General features: G+C 43.6%; 19 protein-coding genes. 14 read left to right on the forward strand and 5 right to left on the reverse strand.

The genetic code is table 11. The features are described 5' to 3' along the window. The first annotated feature begins 329 nt into the window (after positions 1 to 329). The 9 genes from D8S85_RS03030 (at position 330) to uvrB (ending at position 12,024) form a co-directional block, all read left to right on the forward strand. Entirely contained in the window at positions 330 to 1,475 is a 1,146-nt protein-coding gene (locus tag D8S85_RS03030; RefSeq protein WP_106624808.1) for a homocysteine biosynthesis protein, read from the forward strand. Positions 1,476 to 1,519: 44 nt separating this feature from the next. Continuing rightward, positions 1,520 to 1,942: an NIL domain-containing protein gene (locus D8S85_RS03035; protein ID WP_106624809.1), complete on the forward strand. Its 423-nt coding sequence runs from the start codon at positions 1,520 to 1,522 to the stop codon at positions 1,940 to 1,942. 163 nt (positions 1,943 to 2,105) lie between these two features. After that, positions 2,106 to 2,867 (forward strand): UPF0280 family protein, encoded by a 762-nt coding sequence (locus D8S85_RS03040; protein ID WP_240648809.1) that lies wholly within the window; start codon positions 2,106 to 2,108, stop codon positions 2,865 to 2,867. A 9-nt stretch (positions 2,868 to 2,876) separates the two neighbouring features. After that, on the forward strand, positions 2,877 to 6,302 hold the full coding sequence (gene metH, locus D8S85_RS03045) for a methionine synthase (RefSeq protein ID WP_106624810.1): 3,426 nt from the start codon (positions 2,877 to 2,879) through the stop codon (positions 6,300 to 6,302). An 87-nt stretch (positions 6,303 to 6,389) separates the two neighbouring features. Then, positions 6,390 to 7,343 (forward strand): methylenetetrahydrofolate reductase [NAD(P)H], encoded by a 954-nt coding sequence (metF, locus tag D8S85_RS03050; protein WP_127074776.1) that lies wholly within the window; start codon positions 6,390 to 6,392, stop codon positions 7,341 to 7,343. 3 nt (positions 7,344 to 7,346) lie between these two features. Then, positions 7,347 to 8,636 carry a Na+/H+ antiporter NhaC family protein gene (locus D8S85_RS03055; RefSeq protein WP_106624812.1) on the forward strand — a complete coding sequence of 430 codons (1,290 nt, stop codon included), beginning with the start codon at positions 7,347 to 7,349 and terminating at the stop codon, positions 8,634 to 8,636. A gap of 52 nt (positions 8,637 to 8,688) precedes the next feature. Beyond that, positions 8,689 to 9,438 carry a sulfite exporter TauE/SafE family protein gene (locus tag D8S85_RS03060; RefSeq protein WP_106624813.1) on the forward strand — a complete coding sequence of 250 codons (750 nt, stop codon included), beginning with the start codon at positions 8,689 to 8,691 and terminating at the stop codon, positions 9,436 to 9,438. 96 nt (positions 9,439 to 9,534) lie between these two features. Next, positions 9,535 to 9,912, forward strand: a complete 378-nt coding sequence (locus D8S85_RS03065) for a thioesterase family protein (protein ID WP_106624814.1) — start codon at positions 9,535 to 9,537, stop codon at positions 9,910 to 9,912. Between the two features lie 105 nt (positions 9,913 to 10,017). Continuing rightward, positions 10,018 to 12,024: an excinuclease ABC subunit UvrB gene (gene uvrB / locus D8S85_RS03070; protein ID WP_106624815.1), complete on the forward strand. Its 2,007-nt coding sequence runs from the start codon at positions 10,018 to 10,020 to the stop codon at positions 12,022 to 12,024. A gap of 327 nt (positions 12,025 to 12,351) precedes the next feature. Here uvrB and D8S85_RS03075 read toward each other — a convergent pair whose 3' ends face one another. Together D8S85_RS03075 and D8S85_RS03080 are read right to left on the reverse strand one after the other, a co-directional pair. Beyond that, entirely contained in the window at positions 12,352 to 12,870 is a 519-nt protein-coding gene (locus D8S85_RS03075; protein ID WP_127074777.1) for a hypothetical protein, read from the reverse strand. After that, positions 12,867 to 13,322, reverse strand: a complete 456-nt coding sequence (locus D8S85_RS03080; protein ID WP_127074778.1) for a hypothetical protein — start codon at positions 13,320 to 13,322, stop codon at positions 12,867 to 12,869. Before D8S85_RS03080 ends, D8S85_RS03075 begins: the two co-directional genes overlap by 4 nt. A 173-nt stretch (positions 13,323 to 13,495) precedes the next feature. Between D8S85_RS03080 and D8S85_RS03085 the strand changes: the two genes are divergently transcribed. Beyond that, positions 13,496 to 13,885, forward strand: a complete 390-nt coding sequence (locus D8S85_RS03085) for a hypothetical protein (protein WP_127074779.1) — start codon at positions 13,496 to 13,498, stop codon at positions 13,883 to 13,885. A gap of 191 nt (positions 13,886 to 14,076) precedes the next feature. Further along, positions 14,077 to 15,411 carry an RNA-binding domain-containing protein gene (locus D8S85_RS03090; protein WP_106624819.1) on the forward strand — a complete coding sequence of 445 codons (1,335 nt, stop codon included), beginning with the start codon at positions 14,077 to 14,079 and terminating at the stop codon, positions 15,409 to 15,411. Positions 15,412 to 15,624: 213 nt separating this feature from the next. Here the strand turns inward: D8S85_RS03090 and D8S85_RS03095 are convergent, their stop codons facing one another. Beyond that, the gene (locus tag D8S85_RS03095) at positions 15,625 to 16,053 is read right to left on the reverse strand and encodes a PaaI family thioesterase (RefSeq protein ID WP_106624820.1); all 429 of its coding nucleotides are present in this window, start codon (positions 16,051 to 16,053) and stop codon (positions 15,625 to 15,627) included. 69 nt (positions 16,054 to 16,122) lie between these two features. Beyond that, complete coding sequence (locus D8S85_RS03100; RefSeq protein ID WP_106624821.1) at positions 16,123 to 16,452, reverse strand: DUF4491 family protein; 330 nt, start codon at positions 16,450 to 16,452, stop codon at positions 16,123 to 16,125. Between the two features lie 167 nt (positions 16,453 to 16,619). Here D8S85_RS03100 and bcp point away from each other — a divergent pair, with 167 nt between their 5' ends. The 3 genes from bcp to D8S85_RS03115 are packed head-to-tail and all read left to right on the forward strand — an operon-like array spanning position 16,620 to position 20,263. Continuing rightward, positions 16,620 to 17,090 (forward strand): thioredoxin-dependent thiol peroxidase, encoded by a 471-nt coding sequence (gene bcp / locus D8S85_RS03105; protein WP_106625257.1) that lies wholly within the window; start codon positions 16,620 to 16,622, stop codon positions 17,088 to 17,090. Between the two features lie 41 nt (positions 17,091 to 17,131). Continuing rightward, positions 17,132 to 18,154: a recombinase RecA gene (gene recA, locus D8S85_RS03110; RefSeq protein ID WP_106624822.1), complete on the forward strand. Its 1,023-nt coding sequence runs from the start codon at positions 17,132 to 17,134 to the stop codon at positions 18,152 to 18,154. Positions 18,155 to 18,187: 33 nt separating this feature from the next. Continuing rightward, on the forward strand, positions 18,188 to 20,263 hold the full coding sequence (locus tag D8S85_RS03115) for a S9 family peptidase (protein WP_106624823.1): 2,076 nt from the start codon (positions 18,188 to 18,190) through the stop codon (positions 20,261 to 20,263). Between the two features lie 72 nt (positions 20,264 to 20,335). Here the strand turns inward: D8S85_RS03115 and D8S85_RS03120 are convergent, their stop codons facing one another. After that, entirely contained in the window at positions 20,336 to 22,495 is a 2,160-nt protein-coding gene (locus D8S85_RS03120; RefSeq protein ID WP_106624824.1) for a S46 family peptidase, read from the reverse strand. Positions 22,496 to 22,499: the final 4 nt, after the last annotated feature.

Consider the following 22,499-nt stretch of genomic DNA (forward strand, 5'->3'; position numbering starts at 1 on the left):
AACAACAAAACAAACTGGCATTTATTGCACTACAAATTGTAGCATTCTTTTCATTCATTCTATCGCCATGTCTATGCGTATGCGCTGCATGCGCTAATATCTTTTACACCCCGGACTTTTTATTTTAGATTTTTTTTGATTTCAGGTTTTTGATGGGAAAATTACACGGTAATTTTCAAAATTTCATGAATCGGTTTCAAGAGTAAACCGTATGAAAACGTGTCATCATATTCCCACAAAAGCATTAAAAATCAACTAGTTGCAAGGCAACTTATGTATAAAAAATCACCAACAAACAATCTATTCATTAAAAAAAACTGTACAAGATCATGGCTAAAACATACGCAGAAATAAACGATAAAATCAAGAAAGGTACGGCTGTCGTGTTGACGGCCGAAGAGGTATCAGAACTGGCAAAAACACTCTCCCCGAAAGAAATTGCGGAGAAAGTGGATGTTGTGACCACGGCTACTTTCGGAGCAATGTGTTCTTCCGGGGCATTCCTAAACTTCGGACACACTAATCCACCGATTCGCATGGAGAAAATCGAATTGAACGGGGTACGGGTTAGCGGAGGATTGGCCGCCGTGGACACCTACGTGGGAGCAACCGACTGCAACCCAGAAAACCCCAGTTACGGTGGAGCACATATTATAGAAGATCTGGTAGCGGGTAAAGAAATCACCCTGGAAGCTTGGGGAAAAGGCACGGATTGCTATCCCCGAAAACATATCAAAACGGTCATAACCAAAGACACCATTAACGAGGCTATCCTGTATAATCCCAGAAATGCCTATCAAAACTACAACGTGGCCACCAACTCCACGGATAAAATCAAATACACGTACATGGGAACCTTATTGCCGAAATTGCGGAACGCCTCTTACAGCACGGCCGGAGAATTATCTCCCCTGTTGAATGATCCGGAATGTCGCACGATCGGTTTGGGAACTCGCATCTTCCTCTGCGGAACGGAAGGATACGTCACTTGGAACGGAACACAATTCCACTCCACGAAAGAAACAAACGAATACGGCATTCCCACCAGCAACGCCCGCACCATCGCCGTGATCGGTGACTTGAAAAACATGAGTACGGAATTCTTAAGAGGAGTGTATTACGAAAAATACGGGGTAAGCATGTTTGTCGGTATCGGTATACCCATCCCAATTCTGGATGAAGACCTTGCCCGCAGAGTATCTATCCGAAATGAACAAATAGAAACCACGGTTGTCGATTACGGAAATGGGAATAAGATTTTAGGTAAAACAAATTACGCCGCCCTACAAAGCGGAGAGATCGAAGTCAATGGTCATAAAATCAAAACGGCTCCTGTTGCCAGCTTGTCAAAAGCCCGGCAAATCGCCGAGATTTTAAAGTCATGGATTCAGAAAGGAGACTTCCTACTCACGGAACCCGTTCGCCCCATGCCAACAGGAACTTCACTAAAAAAACTCCAGGAAATTGAAAAATAAAAATGGAGAATTGAAAATTGAAAAATCTAAAATTGATAACGACTATGACTAAAAAAGTAATATTAACCTTTCCGGTAGACGCAACTGACAGGCCCTTGACATACGACTTAATTCGTATCTATAATGTAAAAGTGAATATTCTTAAAGCAGAAATACAACCCGGAAAAACCGGATCACTCTTGATCGAAATCGAGGCAGATCCCTTGAGAATAGAACAGGCGATCGCCTTCCTGAATGACAACGGGGTAACCGTAAGCACGGTATCCAGCAAAATTTCTTACGACAAATCCCGATGCATCAATTGCGGCAGCTGCGCTTCCGCCTGTTTCTCCCACGCCTTGACCATCGAGGCTCCCGACTGGAAACTACAATTCAATCCTGAAAAATGTATAGCCTGCAGACTATGCTTGAAAGCTTGCCCTCTCAAACTTTTTAAGATTGAATTCAGTAACCCGGAGAGTTGCTAGACCATGAAAATGAAAAACTAGCTCCCCCTCTGGCTCCCCCCTTACACAGGGGGAGAAACGAACGCAAGAATACACACCAACATAACAATGCAGCGCATCCTCCCCTTGTGTAAGGGAGAGTTAGAGGGGGTAGTTGGAAACTTAAATCACAAATTAGTTCGTTATGATCGAGTACAAAAATCGCACATATCGGGAGCATTTACAGAAAGAACGTTGGCATTCATTCACGGTCGCCTACAAAGAGACTGACCTGTGGATCGGGATAGATCAAGCATCTTTCCAAGAAAGCATACCAACATTCACCGAATCTCGAATCCAAACATTGCGGGAAGACATGGATGCCTACTTGCAAAACGATCCGGATTACACCACATCACTCGTTCCCTACGAAACAAAGCCGGGAGCTCCAACCATTTTTCAAGAGATGTCGGAGGTGGCTCTGAAATCCGGTATCGGCCCGATGAGTGGGGTTGCCGGGGCTGTTGCTCGCCGAATAGGTCAGGAAATCAAAGAAAAGTACGGGGTACGGGAAATCATCGTGGAGAATGGCGGAGACATCTACGCGGACATACAAAAAGACATTGATATTGCCGTCTTTGCCGGCACCTCTCCTCTATCGGAAAAAGTGGGTTTCACCATCCGGGCCGACCATGCCCCCCTGGGAATTTGTACTTCATCCGGAACCGTAGGTCCCTCTTTAAGCTTTGGGAAAGCGGATGCCGTCATGATTATTTGTAAAGATTGTGCTTTAGCCGACACGTACGCCACGGCTTTTGCCAACGAGATCAAAACAACAGACGACATTGCCCCCTGCATCGAAAAGATCGGGAAAACAAAAGACATCCTTGCCGCCATTTGCATCAAGGACGACAAAATAGGGATACACGGCATTTTCGATTTTAAACTCTTTCATTCTAAACTCTAAATTATTAACATGAACTTACAAGATCGCATATACATATTGGATGGAGCCACGGGGACAGCCTTACAGCAATTCCGGTTGACGGAAGCCGATTTTCGAGGCGAAGAATTTGCCCGACATCCGATTCCCCTCAAAGGAAATAATGATGTGCTGAACATTACTCGCCCCGACGTGATTCGCCAGGTACATCAAAACTACATTGATGCGGGAGCTGATATTATCGAAACCAACACGTTCAATGCAAACGCCATATCACAAACCGAATACGGATGCACGGAATGGGTAGAACGCTTTAATTTGGAAGGTGCCCGTTTGGCAAAAGAAGTCGCATCAGCTTGTAAAGAACGTGAAATCTACGTGGCAGGAAGTATCGGACCTACCGATAAATCCTTAACCCTTGCCCCCGATCCCGACCAACCCACCTATCGGATCGTGAACTTCGATACGCTGGCTAACGCTTATGCCGGTCAAGTGGCAGCATTAATAGAAGGCGGCGTGGACCTGTTGTTAGTTGAAACCATCTACGACGGACTGAACGCGAAAGCCGCCCTCTATGCTATTGCAAAAGTACAGGAAGAAAAAGGTACCAATCTTCCCGTGATGCTTTCCGCCACGGTAAACGACAAAAGTGGACGCACCCTAACCGGACAATCACTGGAAGCCCTGTTCACGAGCCTCTCCCACTACCCGATCCTTAGTTTTGGTTTGAATTGTTCATTCGGAGCAAAGGAACTACACCACTTCCTACGGGAACTGGCACCTCGTATCCCGTGTTACATTAGTATATACCCGAATGCAGGCCTACCGAATGAAATGGGAGAATACGACGAATCGCCGGAATTTACCGCCCTTTGTCTACAAAACATGGCAAAAGAGGGATTGATCAATATTGCCGGGGGATGTTGCGGAACGACACCGGACCACATCCGGGCAATCGCAAACGCCTTGAAAGACATTCCCCCTAGAAAAGTCCCGACACCCACACACCAACTGAAAGTGAGTGGCCTAGATACCGTCGTGGTGGATAAAGAATTAAACAATTTTATCAACATCGGTGAACGTACAAACGTGGCAGGTTCGGCTAAATTTGCCCGTCTTATCCGGGAAAAAAATTACACGGAGGCCGCCACCATTGCCCGAAAACAAATCGAGGCAGGAGCATCCATTATCGACATTAACATGGATGATGCCATGCTGGACGGTACAGCCGAAATGGAACGTTTCGTGCGTATCATCAGCAACGAACCCGATATTGCCAAAGCGGCTTTCATGATAGATTCTTCCAAGTGGGAAACCATCCTTGCTGGGTTAAAAAACACGCAAGGAAAATGTATTGTGAACTCGATCAGCCTAAAAGAAGGAGAAGAAGAGTTCCTTTACAAAGCCAAAGAGATTCAACGCCTGGGAGCTGCCGTAGTCGTGATGGCATTTGACGAGGAAGGACAAGCCACAACATTCCAACGCAAAATAGACATTTGCCAAAGAGCTTACAACCTGTTAACCACACAAGCCGGATTCACACCCGAAAACATCATATTCGACGTGAACATCCTAGCCATCGGAACCGGAATCGAGGAACACAACAACTATGCAGTAGACTACATTGAGGCGGTACGTTGGATAAAACAAAACCTGAAAGGATGTCGCACATCCGGCGGCGTCTCCAACTTGTCATTCTCATTCCGTGGAAATAACACGGTACGGGAAGCCATGCACTCCGTCTTCCTGTACCACGCCATCCGTGCAGGACTGGATATGGCGATCGTGAATCCTGCCATGTTACAAGTGTACGACGAAATCGACCCGGTATTACTGAAGGCCGTGGAAGACGTCGTACTGAACCGTACGCCCGAAGCCACGGAAACCCTGCTCTCCCTTGCCGAAAAATACAAAGAAACGAAAGGAGAAGTAAAAACCGTACAACAGGAAGAATGGCGAAACCATTCTTTGGAAGAACGTCTCGGACATGCTCTGATCAAGGGCATCACAGACTACCTAACGGACGACTTGCAGGAAGCTCTCACACAATATACCAGCCCGGTCGAGATCATTGAAGGACCTTTAATGAAAGGCATGGAACGGGTCGGACAATTCTTCGGGGAAGGAAAAATGTTCTTACCGCAAGTCGTGAAATCTGCCAAAGTCATGAAAGAAGCCGTACACATCCTGCAGCCGGAAATCGAACGTCACAACGCATCCGGTCAAAACATAACCCGTCGCCCCCGTGTTGTGATTGCCACGGTGAAAGGAGACGTCCACGACATCGGTAAAAACATCGTGAACATTGTTCTTACCTGCAACAACCTGGAAGTCATAGACCTTGGTGTCATGGTTGACAATCAAAGCATTATCAAGGCTGCCAAAGAACATGGGGCGGATATTATCGGGGTTAGCGGTTTGATCACCCCTTCGCTGGGTGAAATGGAAAACTTGTGCGAACTGCTACAAAAAGAACAATTACAAATCCCCCTAATTGTTGGCGGAGCTACTACCTCCACTGTACATACAGCCGTTAAACTGGCACCCAAATATGATTATTGCGTCGTGTCGGGCGGTGACGCCTCTCGAACCGTGGGAATCATCAAACGTTTGCTGAGTGATCGGGAAAACTATATTCGTGAAATAAAAGATGAACAAGAAAACATACGAACGTTGTACAACCGACACCAACAAAAACAAATATCACTCGAAGAAGCCCGTCGGCGAGCCCCCCGGTACGATTGGGACCACGTGACACCCACGACCTTCGGGGAACACAATCTACTTGTAAAACGTTTGAACCTTGAAGATTTAGTAGAAAAGATAGATTGGACACCATTTTTCCATTTCTGGGGATTTAAAGGCAAATACCCGGAAATCATCTACACGAACGACGAGGCTGACCGTACTTACCAGGCAGCCCTGGATATGCTGGGTAAAGTAATTGCCGGAAATGAATTTGACGCCTCAATCATTGTCCGCTTCTTTGATGCCTATTCGGAAAATGAAGACATCGTTCTGGATGGTCAACATCGATTCACGATGCCCCGACAACAAACAGACTTGGAAGAATGCCTTTCTCTGGCAGATTTCGTTATCCCGAAAGAAAAAGGGATCGGTAGCGTAGGACTATTCTGCTTAAAAGTAAAGGATGATCACCAATGCAACGATTGCCATGACTTTGAACACCTGCTACGAGAAAGCCTGTGTGCCCGGTTGGCTGAAGCTTGTGCGGAATGGATGCAGGAAAAAATAAACGAAGGTACTCACGTCATCCGCCCCGCTTTCGGTTACCCGACTTGTCCGGATCACGCGATGAAGAAATTAGCTTTCGACATACTGGATGCTCCTGCACAAATCGGGGTACAACTCACGGAAGGATACTCCATCTACCCTTCCACAAGTTTGTGTGGAATGCTGATTTCTCATCCGAAAGCGAAATATTTCAGCACAATTTAGAATGTAAAGTTTAGAATTTAGAATGAAAAAACATTCAGACTAAACTCTAAACCCAAATTCTAAATTTTAAATTTTAAATTCTAAATCATGAAAGTCATTGACATACTCAACAATACAGACAAACCCGTCTTCTCCTTCGAACTGATACCGCCATTAAAAGGTGGAGATATCAATAAAATATATGAGGCCATCGAACCCCTGATTGCCCTTGCACCCCCTTTCATCAACATCACCTTTCACCGGGATGAAGTGGTATACCGTGAATATCCGGACGGAACAATTAAAAAAGTTACCATAACCAAACGCCCCGGTTCCGTGGCATTGGCTGCCGCCATCATGAGACGCTACAACGTGGACATGGTACCTCACATCGTGTGCGGAGGGGCGACCCGCCACAAGATCGAAAACGAACTTATCGACTTGAATTTCCTTGACATTGAAAACGTGATGGCTCTACGGGGCGATCCCATACCCGGTGAGCGTTTTTTCTCTCCTGAAGATGGCGGACACCGATACAGTTGCGAACTGGTTGAACAAATCACCCGCATGAACCACGGTCAATACCTGGATGACACGCTGACAGATACCGTTCCCACGAACTTCTGCATCGGAGTTGCCGGATACCCGGAAAAACATTACGAGGCACCCAACCAGGCTTGTGACATCGAAAATCTGAAAAAGAAAGTCGACGCGGGAGCGAATTACATTGTCACCCAAATGTTCTTCGATAACGCCAAATTTTTCCAGTTTGTCGACAAATGCCGGGCTCAAGGAATTAACGTTCCCATCATACCGGGACTAAAACCCATATCAACACTCAAACATCTGGAAATGCTCCCGCGTACATTCAGTATCGACATCCCACACGAACTGGTCAAAGAGATCCGTTCATGCAAAAACACCAAAGAAATCAACCAAATCGGTATCGAATGGTGCGTGGCGCAAAGTAAAGAACTCATCGCGCACGGGGTTCCCGCCGTTCACTATTATACCATGGGGAAATCGGAAAATATCCAAGAAATTGTAAAACAAGTCTTCTAAGCTATGCAACAAGAAACGAAACCAAACTTTTGGGCACTAACACCCTTAATCATCTTTTTAAGCATTTACCTGGTAGCCTCCGTTATCATGGGTGATTTCTACAAAATGCCCATCACCGTGGCCTTTTTAGTCGCCTCGATTGTAGCCGTAGCAACCTCTTCAGGAGGAAGACTTCACAAACGGATAGACCTATTCTGTAAAGGAGCCGCCAACAGTAATATCATGCTCATGGTATGGATTTTTATCCTTGCCGGAGCATTTGCTCAAACAGCCAAAGCCGTGGGGGCAGTAGATGCAACCGTCAATTTGGCCTTATCCGTACTTCCGGATACTCTCTTACTAGCAGGCATGTTCATTGCGGCTTGTTTCATTTCTCTTTCCATGGGAACATCCGTCGGTACAATCGTGGCTCTTACCCCCGTTGCCGTCGGTATTGCCACACAAACAGACCTAAACACACCTTTCATGGTAGCAATCGTGGTCGGGGGCGCCATGTTCGGAGATAACCTATCCTTCATCTCCGACACAACCATTGTCGCCACCCGTACCCAAGGATGTAACATGAAAGACAAATTTAAAGTCAACAGCTTAATTGTCATCCCGGTTGCCATTCTCATAACCATCATTTACCTGTTTCAAGGTAGTGAAATAACGACAACTCCCACCGTCACCCCGATCGAGTGGCTAAAAGTAATTCCTTACATTTTGGTACTTACCACCGCGTTAGTCGGCGTGAACGTCATGATCGTACTTCTACTCGGCATTCTCTGTTCCGGCATAGTCGGAATAATTACCGGAAGTATTCAATTCTGGGAATGGATCGCTGCCATAGGTACGGGTATATCCGGTATGGGAGAACTGATCATTATCACTTTGCTGGCAGGCGGAATGCTCGAAATGATTCGCTACAACGGGGGAATTGCCTACATCATTCAAAAACTAACCACCCACGTCAAATCAAAAAAAGGAGCAGAACTAAGCATCGCCGCCCTTGTCAGTTTTGCCGATTTATGCACGGCCAACAACACGATAGCCCTCATCATGTCCGGCCCCATAGCCAAAGACATTGCCAATCGTTTTGGTGTCGATCCCCGGAAATCCGCCAGCCTGTTAGACACCTTCTCGTGTTTCGTGCAAGGCATCATTCCCTACGGGGCACAATTACTCATGGCCGCCGGCCTAGCCTCCATTACCCCGCTAGCCATCATGCAGTACCTCTACTACCCGTACTTGATGGGTGTGGCCGCCCTTTTGGCTATATTCTTTCGCTATCCCCGGAAATACTCACGGTAAACTTTTAGTTTTTATCTTTTAACTTTTAGTTTTTAGTTCTTACCTTTGCCCCATGACAATAACCGAAATCATCGTCACCATACTCCTCGGTACCACCGCGGGATTTATCAACACGTTTGCCGGAGGCGGCTCCATGTTGGTCGTACCTTTTCTTATTTTTATTGGCCTACCGGCGAACGTGGCAAACGCGACGAACCGGATTGCCATTTTATTGCAAAACGTGGTATCTGTCGGTAGTTTCAAACAAAAGAAAATACTTGATTTCAAAACGGACTCTAAACTATTGCTGCCCGTGGCTCTCGGAAGTATCGCGGGAGCCTTCATCGCCGTGGACATCAACGAAGAGATATTCAAAAAAGTCATTGCCGGACTGCTGATCATCATGTTTTTCATGTTACTCTTGAATCCGGATGCCTGGGTCAAAGCAAACGCGGACAAGGCAAAAATGAAAAGCCCTTGGCTACGCAACGTGATCTTTTTTCTCCTGGGAATTTACGGCGGATTCATCCAGATCGGTATTGGATTTTTCCTATTGGCAGGGTTGGTACTTGGATGTGGTTACGATCTGTTAAAAGCCAATGCCATAAAACTATTTATCGTACTATTCTACACGATTATCGCCCTGGCAATCTTTATTTGGAATGACCTCGTGGATCTTAAAGTCGGGCTTATCCTAGCCTGTGGCAACATGCTCGGGGCATGGCTGGGAGTACGTTTCAGCATCAAATGGGGAGCCAAATATATTCGGTATTTCCTACTCGTGGTACTCGTGATTGTAGCTGCACGCCTGCTTTTCAGTTAACCGATTTAAATAAACCATAACCTCGCGTGAAAACTTCCTAAAACGATCTCTCCATACAGGATTATTAGTTAACTTTGCAATCTAAATTTAACGATTATGGAAATAAAAATAGGACACTCATTCACACAAGAAATTACCGTGCAACATAAAGACACGGCTGCCGTTTACGGTTCTGGAAAATTGGAAGTATTTGCAACCCCCGCCATGGTCGGTTTAATGGAAAACACGGCGATCAAATGCCTGGAAGGAATGTTGGATGCAGACAGCGACACCGTGGGCATCGAAATCAACACCAAACACGTGAAAGCCACCGCTGTTGGCAAAAAAGTAACTTGCAAAGCCACCATCACCGAAGTGGACGGTCGCCGCATCCGTTTCTCCATCGAGGCATGGGATGAAACCGCCCCCATCGGCTCGGCCATCCACGACCGCTTTATCATCAACCCGGAGAAATTCATGAGCAAACTCAAATAATTTTAGATTTACTGATTTTAAATTTTAGATTCCAACTGCATCTATTCGATGCATTCATTAATCATAAATCGTAAATCATAAATCAAGAAATTAACATATTTAGTCATGTTTAAGCTAACTTCCCAATTCGAACCGACCGGGGATCAACCGGAAGCAATCAAGGAACTAACGCAAGGACTTCTGGATGAAGTCCCGGGACAGGTTTTGTTGGGAGTTACCGGATCGGGAAAGACGTTTACCATTGCCAACGTGATTCAAAAAGTGCAGCGTCCGACACTCATTCTCAGTCACAACAAGACGCTAGCCGCCCAGTTATACGGGGAATTCAAGGCATTCTTCCCCGAAAACGCGGTGGAATATTTCGTATCTTACTACGACTATTACCAGCCGGAAGCCTACCTGCCCACCACGAACACGTATATCGAGAAAGATCTTATGATCAACGATGAAATCGACAAATTGCGGTTACGCACCACGGCCTCCTTACTATCCGGACGCCGGGATGTGATCGTGATCTCGTCCGTTTCATGCCTTTACGGTATGGCAGACCCGACAGCTTTCGGCTCGAACATCATTCACTTGAAGCGGGGACTGAAAATTGGTCGGAACAAACTTTTACGCCAATTGATAGATGCCCTTTACGTGAATAACGAACTGGAATTCAAACGAGGCAGTTTCCGGGCAAAAGGAGAAACCGTGGACATCTTCCCGTCCATTGAAACTTTCGAGGGAATGGCTTATCGAATCGAGTTCTGGGATGACGAGATTGACCGGATCACATCATTCAGCCCACAGACCGGGAAAACGATTGATGAAATGGAAAATCTGAACATCTACCCCGCCAACCTGTTCGTCACGGACAAAGCCACGCTCGCGAAAGCCATTCATGACATAGAACACGACCTGGTAGTACAAGTTGATTTCTTAAACTCCATCGGCAAACATTTTGAAGCGAAACGACTGGATGAACGGGTAAAATATGACGTGGAAATGATTAGAGAACTCGGCTATTGTTCCGGCATCGAAAATTACTCCCGCTACTTCGACGGACGGGCAGCCGGCGTTCGCCCCTTCTGCCTGCTGGATTACTTCCCGCGGGATTTCCTGCTTGTCGTGGACGAGTCTCACGTGACCCTCCCGCAAGTGCGAGCCATGTACGGCGGCGACCATTCCCGCAAACAAACCCTCGTGGAATACGGGTTCCGTCTTCCGGCAGCCTTTGACAATCGTCCGCTTACGTTCGAAGAATTCGAAGCGAACACGGGGCAAACCATATACGTCAGTGCCACCCCGGCCGATTACGAATTGGAGAAATGCAACGGCGTAGTCGTGGAACAAATCATCCGCCCCACCGGAATCCTCGATCCGGAAATAGAAGTGGTTCCCAGCAAAAACCAGATAGACCACCTCATCAACGAGATACAAAAACGTATCGAGATCAACGAGAAAGTACTTGTTACCACGTTGACCAAACGTATGGCGGAGGAGCTAAGCAAATATTTAGACCGTATTCGCATCAAATGCCAATACATCCACTCCGACGTGGACACGCTGGAACGAGTACAGATCATCGAAAATTTACGTAAAGGAGTGATCGACGTGATCGTGGGAGTAAACTTATTGCGTGAAGGATTGGATATGCCCGAAGTTTCCCTTGTTGCCATCCTCGATGCCGACAAGGAAGGATTCCTACGCTCCACCCGTTCACTAATACAGACCTCGGGACGTGCCGCCCGTAACCTAAACGGTAAAGTCATCATGTATGCCGACACGATTACCCGCTCCATGCAGGAAACCATCGATGAAACCCGGTATCGTCGAGAGAAACAAATGGAATACAACCGTCAACACGGCATCACCCCTACCCAGATACGTAAAACCACGGAATCCGTGCTGAAAGAGACCTCCCGTGCTTACATCGAAGAAGAACACGTGAACATGGTTGCCGACCCCGTTACCGCTTACATGAGCAAACCGGAACTGGAAAAAATGCTGCAAAAAACAAAAGCGGCCATGCAAAAAGCCGCTAAAGAGATGGACTTTCTGGAAGCCGCCCGCCTTCGGGATGAAATGTTCAAATTGGAAGAAACCATTAAACGACTTCATTCCTAAAGACCTATTTTTTCAACACGAATAGTTGCCTGATAAGGGGGTGTTCGATCACGCCTAGAATACCATGGCGGTATTGCCAATGCATCAAACCCAGTTTCCAAACGACTATGAAACGAAGGCAACACGTCACTCATCTGCTTGTGTTGCCTTATCTCCCCCCACATACCTTCTGATTTCCCCTCGTCCTCCCACGTAAATTTTTATTACACAAAAATAGAGATTCACCAACAAAAATCATTACGGGTAGCGTATGACATTTCGTGCCAATCGCCATTGCATTGAACGATATCTCCACGGAGTGAAAAAGCTCCACCTCCTCTTCACTTCTCAAGGATTGTATCCAAGAAACGTTTCTATCATATCATGTATCTCAACTAATTGCCTTAACGGGAGATCTCGCAACAACTTCTCCCCGACCGCAATACTGCAAGCCTGTTTTATCTTACAGGCGGATTGCAATTCCTTAATTTCATTGATCTGGGCAGCATGATACTCCATCCATTTCTCGACAAAAGAAGTTTCCCCAGACAACTTCACCATCAATTCAATAAAGCGTGAAGCCAACACTCTCTCGTGCTTACCCATCAAAGGAGAATCGATATACCCTTGAAAAAACACGTTTGCCAACTTCATCCAGGGAAGTTTCAAATAATCCAAGAGTTGTTTTATTTCATCCATATCATATAGTAAACCTCTCAACAAATTTTCTTCATTTTCCTCCATCAACTTATGCCTCCGGCATCTTCTCACCACTTGTGATTTTATCAAATAATAATCTTTCAGTGACATACCTTGTTGCTTTCCCGACATCCCGTCAGAAAAAACACCTTCACTCCTTTCGTTCACGATCGCAATGCATTAAACTCATTATCTCGTAAAGCGATCAAAGCTTCAACTTCTTGCCGCTGTTCTTGATAGTGACGTGTTGTCCCCATGATTAACGCCTCTTTTTTAGCAAAGAATTTCATTCTCTTTATCAACTCTGTCATTAGATTGGATAAACGTTTCCGTTTCCCTTTTTCCTCTTCCAAAACAATATAGTGCATAAAACTACCGTACAGTACCGGTATACAAGCCTCCCATGGAAACTGCAATTCTCGCAACAAAGCCTCGACAATCCGCAAGTGCTTTTTCATAAAACCTAAAGCATCCTCTTCCTCCTGTCCAAAAAATGCCATCAAACGTTTCGCTTCTTCAACATAATAATCTTTCAATCGCTCAACGTCTTTTACCGTCAGATCAGCAAGTATATCCTTCAGCGGAGACGTAGAAGAATCACCTTTTTCAATACCATTCATAATGGAAAATTTAAAATTAAGATAGATAAAAATGGCTCTATCCTTACCATTTATGACAAACATATTCCTTCCTCATGACAATGAATTTATCATTGCCCGATGCGTTATTTTCTGTATATTTACACGGCCTTAACCGGCTAAGACTTTACAAACATACAAAATATTTCGCCATAATGTCACAAGAAATACAAAATATTTCGCCAATAAAACAAAGAATTTTGCAATTTATAGCAGAATTAGGAAGAAGTAAAAGGGAATTTTACTCATTAACCGGTATATCACGGGGGACTTTAGAAAGTAAAACTGGTATTACAGAAGACACGTTAACGAAACTTTTCACAGCATTCCCCGACCTGTCACCTATCTGGGTTTTTACCGGGAAAGGAGAAAAACTTCAATCTCAACAAAATGAAACATCTCCACTTTTTACAGTAAACGAAAATATTGAAGATAAACTTCTTAACATTATAGCTCAAAAAGACTCTGAAATAAAAGCACTTGCAGAAGAAATAGGAAAACTCAAACAAGAAATAATACAATTAAAAGAGCTCCTGCTAAAATAATTCTTGCGCATGATCTCATAATTCAGAGTATTCTAATTTTTCCTTCCATTTTTCCACATTAAAAGAGAAATGTTCCCTTATACAAAGTCCCCCTTCAACTTATATCATCTGATTAAAAAGAAAGAATAATTGACAACATTCCTTCTTGATAGTCAGTATTTTTAGTAATTTTGCAAAAAGGGAACAAATACATGAATGAAAATCAAAATATAGAGTGGAAAGAGAATTGGCGTGACGAGTACCTAAAATGGATATGCGGCTTTACTAATGCCATAGGCGGTAGGCTATATATAGGTATGGACGATCAGGGTAAAATAGTAGGAGTAACTGATGCTAAAAAGTTACTAGAAGATATTCCTAACAAAGTTCGCAATATACTAGGGATTATAGTTGATGTAAATCTGTTAGAAGAAAATGGATTAGAATATATTGAAATCATTGTACCACCTTATCCTAATCCCATAAATTATAAAGGCCAGTACCACTACCGAAGTGGTAGTACAAAACAAGAGTTAAAAGGTGCTGCATTGAACCGATTTATCCTACAACGCACAGGAAAATACTGGGATGAATACCCCATAGAAAGGGCTAAAATAGAGGATTTATCCATTACTGCTTTAAACCGATTCCGTAAGGAAGCTGCAAGAAGTGGACGTGTAGATCCAGATGTATTGAATGATACTACCGAAAAATTACTTTACGACTTACGCTTAATCGATGAAGAAACAAGACAACTAAATCGTGCAGCAGTATTACTGTTTCATTCCGATCCAGAAAGATTTATACATGGTGCATATATAAAGATAGGTTTCTTTAAAGATGACAAAGGGAATTTGGCTTTTCAAGACGAAGTCCACGGCTCCTTAATGGAACAGATAGACAAAGCAATGGACTTGATAAAAACCAAATACTTAATATATAGTATTTCATACGAAGGAATTTCTAGACGTGAAACTCCACAATTCCCACTTGAAGCATTACGAGAATCATTACTAAATTGTATCGCACATAAGGATTATGCTGATGCAACACCCACGCAAATAAGTGTATTTCCTAACCATATTACTTTTTGGAACGCAGGACGTTTACCAGAGGACTGGACCATCAAACGACTTTTTGAAAATCATCCATCCCGTCCATATAACCAAACTATTGCAAATACTCTTTTCAGAAGCGGAGATATTGAAAGTTGGGGACGCGGTTATAAACGTATTTTGGAAGCGACCAATACTTATAAATTACTCCCACCTAAATTAGAAATGATCAGTGGCTTAATGATTACTTATTATACAGACGTACGTTCGCAATTATTAGCACAAGAAGTAGATGAAAGATATATTCCCGTTATTGAATATGTAGTAAAAAATGGAAGTATAACGAATTCGGATTTACAAAATATTTTAGGAGTAAGTAAAGCTACAGCCTCACGTATACTCCAACAATTAACAGATTGGTTGGATATGCAGGGAACAACAGGAAAAGGTACTTATTATACTGTAAAGGGCTCACAATGGGCTCATAAATGAACTAATTTCACAAGACAATCCCATCAGTTAATTGTATTTCAATACATTCCAAAATTCAAAAAGGGCTCACAATGGGCTCATGAAAATTATCCTATTCTTAATTCCGTTGGATATAGAAACAACTATACATCCAAAAGGGAAGTCTCCTTAACGTTGACTCCCCACAAGAACCGGATAGATATATTGATTACTTGAAACAACAATCCAACTTTATCACTTCCCATCTGATGATTTAGGTAGCACCACATTCGTAATCCGCCCCACGGAAGCCAAATTCCCGAATTCATCCGTCACGTTGACAGCTACCACGTGCGTACGATGGCCTTTATGAATGAATTCCGCACGACCGATCACGTATTTTCCTTGTGCTTTTCGAACATGATTGGCATTAATCTCAATTCCAAACACGTGATTCTCTTCCAAATTCTCCCCGATGTAAGTCAACCCGCTTCCCACGGTTTCCACTAACGCCATAATTGCTCCACCATGCAACAAATTTCCGGGACGCATTGTCCGTTCGTCAATAGGCATTTTTGCCTCCAACCAATTTTCCCCGACACCGGTAAATTCAATACCCAAACTCGCCATTAACGTTCCCCGACTCTCCCGGTTCATTCGTTCTATTATTGCTGAACTATCCATGTTAATTTATTGATTTATGATTTCCGATTTATGATTTTTCTCCCACACAAAGCTTTTTTATGCTAAACTCTACATTTTAAATTTTACATTCTTTTTATTCTGTTTCTTCGGGTTGGCGGGAAACCACCCTTTACGCACTCGCTCTTTCTGCTCGAAAATCTCCTTGATCGTCCAGAAAGAAGAAAAGGAAAACACGCCCAGTAAGGAAGACCATAGCACGTTCGTCACCCACAAAGCTGCCACGGTTCCAATGATTCCCAAAACAAGGAAAATCCACCAGCAACCCGTCCCCCAGTAATATTCCGCTTTGATCACCACGGGATGAAATAATCCGATTATCAGAAACGTGCAAATCCCGATAATCAGTCCTGTCAAATTATACGTTTCAATAAGTTCCATAGACTATTTTTAGATTGATGCAAATGTACAAATATTCCAAAACTCTATTTCATTTCACCAAAATATTCCTACTTTTGTACATAGACTACGGGAAAAGAAGTAAACAAGTTATATCAAATCATAAATTGTTTATATTCCTTATCGTAAATCACTAATTATAAATGAATATGGCATCATTAAAAGAAGGAGATAAAGCCCCTTGCTTCGAGGGTATAAATCAGGACGGGAAAAAAATCACGCTGGATGATTTTAAAGGTAAAAAATTAATCCTCTATTTTTACCCGAAAGATAACACGTCGGGATGCACGGCTGAAGCATGTAGTCTGAATGACGGTTATTCTTCCCTCACGGAGAAAGGGTTTGAAGTGGTTGGTGTCAGCCCCGATTCGGCAAATTCACATTTGAAATTTATCGCCAAATATAACCTGGCATTTAACCTGATTGCCGATACCGAGAAAAAGATACTGGAAGCATACGGTGTGTGGGCTGAAAAAAAATTATACGGGAGGACTTACATGGGAGTCGTGCGTACCACTTTTGTGATTGACGAAAACGGTATCATTGAAAAAGTGATCGCGAAGGTAAACACGAAGGATCACGCGAAACAAATCCTCGAACAATTAAAAATGGAAAATTGACAATCTAAAATCGTAAATCATAAATCTAAAATAAATTAATTATGGCAAACACAGAAACCAATCAAGACAAGTTAAAAGCACTTCAACTTACCCTTGACAAAATTGAAAAGAATTTCGGTAAGGGGAGTGTCATGAAACTTGGAGATAATGTCGTGGAAGATGTTGCGGTCATCCCTTCCGGCTCTATCGGATTAGACAGGGCGTTAGGCGTGGGAGGATACCCGAAAGGCCGTGTCATTGAAATATTCGGTCCCGAATCTTCCGGTAAAACTACCCTGGCAATTCATGCCATTGCCGAGGCCCAGAAACAAGGCGGTATCGCCGCTATCATTGACGCGGAGCACGCTTTCGACCGCTCGTATGCCGAGAAACTGGGTGTTGACGTGAATAACTTATTTATATCACAACCGGATAATGGGGAACAAGCCCTCGAAATTGCAGAGCAACTCATCCGCTCTGCCGCTATTGATATCATCGTGATCGACTCCGTGGCAGCCCTTACGCCCAAAGCCGAGATCGAGGGAGACATGGGTGATAGCGTGATGGGATTACAAGCCCGCTTGATGTCACAAGCTCTACGTAAATTGACAGGAACGATCAGTAAAACCAATACCTGCTGTATTTTCATCAACCAGTTGCGCGATAAAATCGGTGTCATGTTCGGTAACCCCGAAACCACCACGGGTGGTAACGCCTTGAAATTTTACGCGTCCGTACGTCTGGATATCCGTCGCGTGGGACAAATCAAAGACGGAGAGGAGATTTACGGTAACCACACCCGCGTGAAGGTGGTGAAAAACAAAGTTGCCCCTCCATTCAAGAAAGCCGAATTCGACATCATGTACGGGGAAGGAATTTCCCGCTCCGGAGAAATTGTTGACTTGGGCGTTGAATACAACGTGATCAAGAAGAGCGGTAGCTGGTTCTCTTACGGGGAAAGTAAACTGGGACAAGGACGGGAAACCGTGAAACAATTGGTTATGGATAACCCGGAGTTAGCAGAAGAGCTTACCCAAAAGATCGTGGAAGCCATGGAAAATGGCGTACAACCGACAACAAAATAAGAAAATCGTGTAATAAAAACAGCTAAAATTACAATGAAGAATTATTTATGTTCTGCATTCATCTTGTTGGCAATGGTGTCGTGTGACAGCAAGAAAGAAGCAGTAAAACCAAGTTATAAAACACCGGATATGAAACTAGCATCCGACGTGATGACTCCCGAGGTGTTATGGTCATTTGGTAGAATCGGTGGCGTAAGTGTATCCCCCGATCAGAAAACACTCTTGTATGACGTGACTTATTTCAACAAGGAAGAAGATCGCTCGTACAGTGATATCTACGTGATGAACTTAGCCGACGGGAAATCCAAACAATTAACAGACACGGATTACAAAGAATTCGGAGAGACCTGGACTTCCGATGGTAAAATCGCTTTCATGTCCAGCAAATCCGGTTCCGTACAATTATGGGAGATGAATGCCGATGGTAGCGGGCTTACCCAGTTAACCAATGTTGAAGGTGGCATCGGGGGATTTATTTTCTCTCCGGACAAGTCCAAACTTCTTTTCCTGAAAGACGTGAAATTAGAACAAGATGTTCATGATTTACACCCCGATCTTCCGAAGGCAAATGCCCGTTTGATTGATGGCCAAGTTTACCGTCATTGGAATGACTGGGTGGAAGCTTACACGCATCCTTTCGTGGCTGACTATATCCCCGGACAAATGGTAACCACGGGAAAAGACATCATGGAAGGTGAAAAATGGGAATCTCCCGTTCGGCCTTGGGGTGGAACCGAACAACTCGTTTGGACGAAAGACGGCAAGGGGGTAATCTACATGGCCCGTAAAAAAGAAGGCATTGCTTACATGAGTTCCACGAACACGGATCTATACCTGTACGATTTGAATTCCGGTAAAACCACGAATCTCACGGAAGGGATGATGGGATACGACCAAAACCAGGTGATCTCTCCCAACGGGGAACTCATGGCATGGGAAAGCATGGAACGTGACGGTTACGAAGCCGACAAAATCCGTCTGTTCGTGATGAATTTGAAAACCGGAGAGAAAAAAGAGTACACGAAAGATTTCGATCAAAATGTCGGAGGCCTGGCTTGGGCAGATGATAATACGATCTATTTTATCTCGGATTATCACGCCACGGATGAAATTTACAAGTTGACCTTAAATGACGGGAAGATCGAGAAACTCACGGAAGGTGTACACAACTACACGTCTGTTACCCCTGTAAACGATTATCTGATCGCCACGAAAGTATCCATGAGCAAACCCGCCGAAATCTACAAAGTAGACCCCACCACGGGCAAAGACACGGAATTATCTTTCGTGAACAAAGGAATTTTGGATCAATTAACCATGGGTAAGGTTGAATCCCGCTGGATCAAGACCACGGATAACAAGCAGATGTTAACGTGGGTTATTTATCCTCCTCATTTCGACCCGAACAAAAAATACCCGGCAATTCTGTATTGCGAGGGAGGCCCGCAAAGTACCGTGAGCCAGTTCTGGAGTTATCGCTGGAATTTCCAAATGATGGCTGCCAACGGTTACATCATCGTTGCCCCGAATCGTCGCGGTCTACCGGGATTCGGACAGGAGTGGAATGAACAAATCAGTGGAGACTACCCCGGACAAAATATCAAGGACTACCTCTCTGCTATCGACGAGGTGAAGCAGGAACCTTATATCGATGAAAACCGTTTGGGTTGCGTGGGAGCTTCTTATGGCGGTTTCTCCGTGTATTTCCTTGCCGGACATCATGACAAACGCTTCAAAGCATTCATCGCCCATTGCGGAATTTTTAACATGGAGATGCAGTACTACAACACCGAAGAGATGTGGTTCGCCAATTGGGATATGGGTGGTGCCCCGTGGGAAAAGAACAACAAGGTGGCTCAACGCACGTTTGACAATTCCCCGCACAAATTTGTCGGAGAATGGGATACCCCTATTCTGGTTATCCACGGACAGAAAGATTTCCGTATCGATGCTTCTCAAGGCATGGGAGCTTTCAATGCCGCCCGTATGCGTGGCATCCCGGCACAGTACTTATACTTCCCGGAAGAATGTCACTGGGTGCTCGGCTGCCAGAACGGGATCTTGTGGCAACGTACTTTCGCTGCTTGGTTGGATAAGTGGTTGAAGTAAAGCAAGAGAACGATATACAAAAAAAAACGGTCAAAAAATTTTGACCGTTTTTTTATATCAAACACTTTTATTCTAAGCTACAATCTTCATTTCTTGAATTAAATTATGAGCTCGCGCAAACTTATCAATAATAAATAACACATAACGAATATCCAAACTGATACAACGTTGTAAGTTTTCTTCAAAATTCAAATCCCCAGACATAGCTTCATAATTCCCATCAAAAGCAACACCTACTAGTTCTCCATCGCCATTTATAACGGGAGAACCGGAATTTCCACCAGTAATATCATTATTGGTAATAAAGCAAACATTTATATTCTCTTTTCCATAAGGAGCGAAATCCTTAGCCAAATACAAATCTTTCAATTTGTCAGGTACTTCGTATTCACCATCCAGAGAGTTCTCCTTCTCAAAGACACCACTTAATGTTGTATAATAATCATAATACACCCCATCCCGCGGAACGTAACCGCACACTTTACCATAAGTTAAACGAATCGTAAAATTAGCATCGGGAGCCCACATTTTTTCCGAATGTTGAAGCAACATACCTTTTACAAGTAGACGAGATCCTTTAGAAATCATTTCATAAGAATCGGAAGGTACCGCTGCCAATTTATCAAAAAGGGCACTTAAGGAAATGGCAATTCTATAACATAGGTCATTCTCTAATTTTATTGCATCCGGATGTTCGATGAATTTATTGAATTTTACTTCATCCATGAACATGGAATTTTTTTTCAAATCCTGACCAAAACGTTCGAAGTTTCCTTTATACTTTTGATTGATCCATTCAATAATATCAGGGTACATCGCTGGTTCGACTTCTGTTGCATACAATTTTAACATGCTAGCAGTTAGATTTGCATCTACATCGCCATTAAAATCATTGAAAAAATCATGCGAAGCTTCCTTTAAAGTAGAAAGAGTTTTTGCATATTTCTTATCTCGGCGAGGAGTATTGCAAAGTTCCGCCAAAAGATCGCTGGCACGATAAGCAAATGCAGTAGCCTCTCCCCCTTGCAACAAGGCATTAATTGCATACTGTTGTACCCTGGAAAAATCTTTCGTTTTTTCTATTCCCATCCGAATCCAATCAAGCACATGACCATATAGAGCTTCTCTCTGGGGGTCAGCATGAACCCATTCTGTAAAATCTTTTTCAAGTTGTTCTTTTTCGTGAATCAATTGCAATTTTTCTACCGCTTTATTTTGGGCATCGACATATTTCCATGCATTAGCACTCGTTGCATATTTCGCTGCATACTGAATTTTTGTTTTAGGGTCCTTATCCATTCCCTCTTTCATGATACGCAGTTTTTCTTTTCCTACATTGTACACAACAGCGTTATCATCCATTACAGATCTCAATCCATAGCTAGTCAAAAAGCGATTAGTCATTCCCGGAAAACCCAAAATCATTGTAAAATCATTTTTTTGCACTCCTTTCAAAGAAATTGGAAGAGAATGCTTGGGTCTCAATGGAATATTTTTTGGAGAATAGGATGCCGGTTCCCCTTCTGGATTCGTATAAATACGAAACATGGAGAAATCTCCCGTATGACGAGGCCACACCCAATTATCAGATTCTCCTCCAAATTTTCCGATACTTTGAGGTGGTACTCCAACTAGACGAACATCACGATAAATTTTATATACAAATAAAAAGAACTGATTCCCATTGAACATACTCTGCACTTGGGCAGATAGATTCGTGCCCCGAGTTACTTGTTCTACAATTTGTTGTTGTATGGATTCTATGGTTTGTCCTCGCTCTTTTTCACTCATATTATCATTTAAATAACGGTTTACAAGTTCAGAGACATCTTCAATTCCTTCCAAAATAGAAGCTGTCAATCCAGGGTTCGTTAATTCTTCTTGAAAATTGCGAGCCCAAAAACCATCGTTCAAATAATTGTGTTCTAAGGTCGAATGTTTTTGGACATAAGGTAATCCACAATGGTGATTCGTGAGCATTAATCCTTGCTCCGAAATTATCTCTCCCGTACAAAAACATTGAAAAGGTTGCTCTTCGGTACCCAATCCAACAATAGCATCTTTCAAGCTCGAATGGTTTATCGAATAAATATCTTCTGCCGATAATTTACATCCCATATCTTGCATGGTTGCAATATTTTTATTCAACAGAGATAACAGCCATTTCCCCTCGTCTGCTCGAACAATAAGAACAGAAAATAGAAATAACAACACAATAAAACTTTTTTTCATACGC

It is taken from the genome of Butyricimonas faecalis (assembly GCF_003991565.1).
GTDB lineage: Bacteria > Bacteroidota > Bacteroidia > Bacteroidales > Marinifilaceae > Butyricimonas > Butyricimonas faecalis.